This window comes from Rhizobium sp. PEPV16 (genome assembly GCF_008919455.1).
GTDB lineage: Bacteria > Pseudomonadota > Alphaproteobacteria > Rhizobiales > Rhizobiaceae > Rhizobium > Rhizobium leguminosarum_Q.
Map to the genome: position 1 here is coordinate 1 of NZ_VSZV01000063.1, position 2,411 is coordinate 2,411.

The 2,411-nt window shown below is 64.6% G+C and carries 2 protein-coding genes and 1 pseudogene; all 3 read right to left on the bottom strand.

The annotated features are described in order from the left end of the window. Positions 1-656: adenosylcobinamide-phosphate synthase CbiB (cbiB, locus tag FY112_RS00565; protein WP_151517371.1), on the bottom strand; the 656-nt coding region annotated here is incomplete at its 3' end. 3 nt (positions 657-659) lie between these two features. Next, the gene (gene cobD / locus FY112_RS00570; RefSeq protein WP_017960832.1) at positions 660-1,673 is read right to left on the bottom strand and encodes a threonine-phosphate decarboxylase CobD; all 1,014 of its coding nucleotides are present in this window, start codon (positions 1,671-1,673) and stop codon (positions 660-662) included. Next, positions 1,670-2,411, bottom strand: a pseudogene (locus tag FY112_RS00575) (cobyrinic acid a,c-diamide synthase); the annotation flags it as partial. The gene cobD and the pseudogene FY112_RS00575, both read right to left, overlap by 4 nt.

A 2,411-nucleotide genomic window follows, 5' to 3' on the forward strand; every position in this document is an offset into this window, starting at 1 on the left:
AGGCGGGCGGCCGGCCAGTTGGCGATATCGTCGAGCCGGGCGGCCGCCCAGCCGAAATCGATGTATTTTTCCGACTTGTGGCCGATCATCGAATCCGCCGTGTTCAGCATCTTGTAGGCGAAGAGCCCTGGCAGGCCGAAGGCGGCATACCAGAGAGCCGGCGCCACGACGCCGTCGGAGAAATTCTCGGCAAGGCTTTCGATCGCCGCGCGGCAGACGGCTGGCTCATCCAGCGTCTCGGGATCGCGTCCGACGATGCGGGAAACGGCGGTCCGCCCGCCGGCAAGCCCCTCGTCGCGTAAGGCGACGGCGACGGCCGCGACGTGATCGGCAAGGCTTTTCTGCGCCAGGAAGATCGCCACCAGCCCGGTCTCCAGCAAGATGCCGGCAAGGCCGAACAGCGCGAAGAACCGGTTGAACACGAAGCCTGCGGCTATCGCCACCAGAAGCAGCGCCAGGATGGCGGCGATACCGTTCATTCGGCGTTGCGAGCCGGTGAGACTTGCCGGGTTGAGCTGCCGGTCGGCATAGGAGATCGCGGCGCCGAACATGACGACGGGATGCGGCATCCGCGACCACAACCATTGCGGATCGCCGGCGATCCGGTCGAGCAGCAGCGCCAGAAGCAGTACGAGAAGGTTTTCGTCGATCGTCATCGCTTAAATTCTCTGAAGGGCTTCGCCAAGCCGCCTGTCGGCCGCCGGATCGGGCGTCAGCCCGAAACGCAGCCAATCCGGCGCATAGTCGAACTTGCGGACGAGAATATGATGGCGGCAGAGATGCGTGTAAATGTCGCCGGCTCTCGCATCGGCGACAAGGGTGAAGAGCGCCGTCCCTCCGGAGATCTGCAACCCGGCGCCCTTCAGCAGCGCATGCAGGCCGGCGTTGCGCTGATCGATGCGGCCGCGGATCGGAGAAACGTCCGAGCGCAGCAGCGAACCTGCAATCGAAAGAGCCGGGCCGGAGACTGCCCAGGGACCGAGCCAGTCTTCGAAACGCTCGAGAATATCATCCCGCGCAATGGCAAAACCGAGCCGCAGGCCGGCAAGTCCGAAGAACTTGCCGATAGAGCGGAAGATGATGAGGTTCGGAAGCTGCGGCGCCCGGAATGCGAGGCTGAGCGCCGGATCGGTATCACCGAAGGCCTCGTCGACGACAAGAAACCCGTTTGCTGCCTTCATCCTGTCGTGCGCGGCAATCAACGTATCGGTCGGCCAGACCCTCCCATCGGGATTGTTCGGATTGACGACGACGGTCAGCCGATGCTCGCTCCCGATCGCGGCAAGATCGTCGACCGCATCGACGGCAAAACCCGCAGAGGCGAAGGCACGCGCATATTCCCCATAGGTCGGCGATACCACGGCAACCTTGTTGTCCGTCACGGCGATCCTATCGTCCTCGATGAGGCGCGGCAGAAGCTGAATAACCGATTGCGTGCCGGGCACGGGGAGCGGCAGGATCTCGCCGCTGCCATAGTGATCGCGCGCTGCACGCCTCGCCTCGTCGGCGAGGTGCCTGTCCGGCAGGCGGTGCCAGGCTCGCGCCGGAATGTCAGGCAGGGCGACAGGGCACGGATTGATGCCCGTGGAAAGATCGAGCCAGTCGTCCGGCCTGCCGCCGAAGGTAGCGGCAGCCGCGGTGATCCCGCCACCATGGACGATCGGTGCGCTCATGCAGCCGTTGCTCCGGCTAGATCGATCAGATGCACGTACGACCCCGCCACCTGCTCGCGCCGCAGCCCGGCCATGCCGAGATCGGTCCCGACCGCATCCTGCACCTGAAAAAGCCGCTTGCCCTCGCCCTCGGAGACGACGCTGGAATAGTGGAATTCATGGGCCGTCATCATCCGCGCGAAGAAGGCGCCGTCGAGCGGCACGACACGGCGATAGCCGAGATGGCGCTTTCGCTCGGCATAGCTGGTAACGACGGGCAGCAGGCCGAGCATCTGATGGCGCTTGCCCTCCGCATCGATCAGCCCGTCGCCGAGCACCATGTAGCCGCCGCACTCGCCGTAAATCCTGGCGCCGCGCGCCGTCGCGTCGAGCATGCCGGCGCGGAAATTCTGCGCCTCTGCGAGCCGTCCGGCGTGCAACTCAGGATAACCGCCAGGCAGATAGATCGCATCGGCATCGGTAGCTGGTGCCTCGTCGGCAAGCGGAGAGAAGAAGGAGATCGCAGCACCCCGGCGGCGCCAGCCGAGCAACATATGCTCGTAGGAAAAGGCAAAGGCGACATCGCGCGCCACGGCGATGCGTGCGCCCAGCGGCGGCAACCGGTCGATGTTGGCGGCCGACGGCCGGTTAAGCCCTTGTTTTGCAATGCGTAGCAGAAATTCGAAATTGCATTCCTCGGAGACGGCATCCGCCGCATTGTCGATGAAATTGTCGAGGGTCGCATGTTCACCGGCCTGA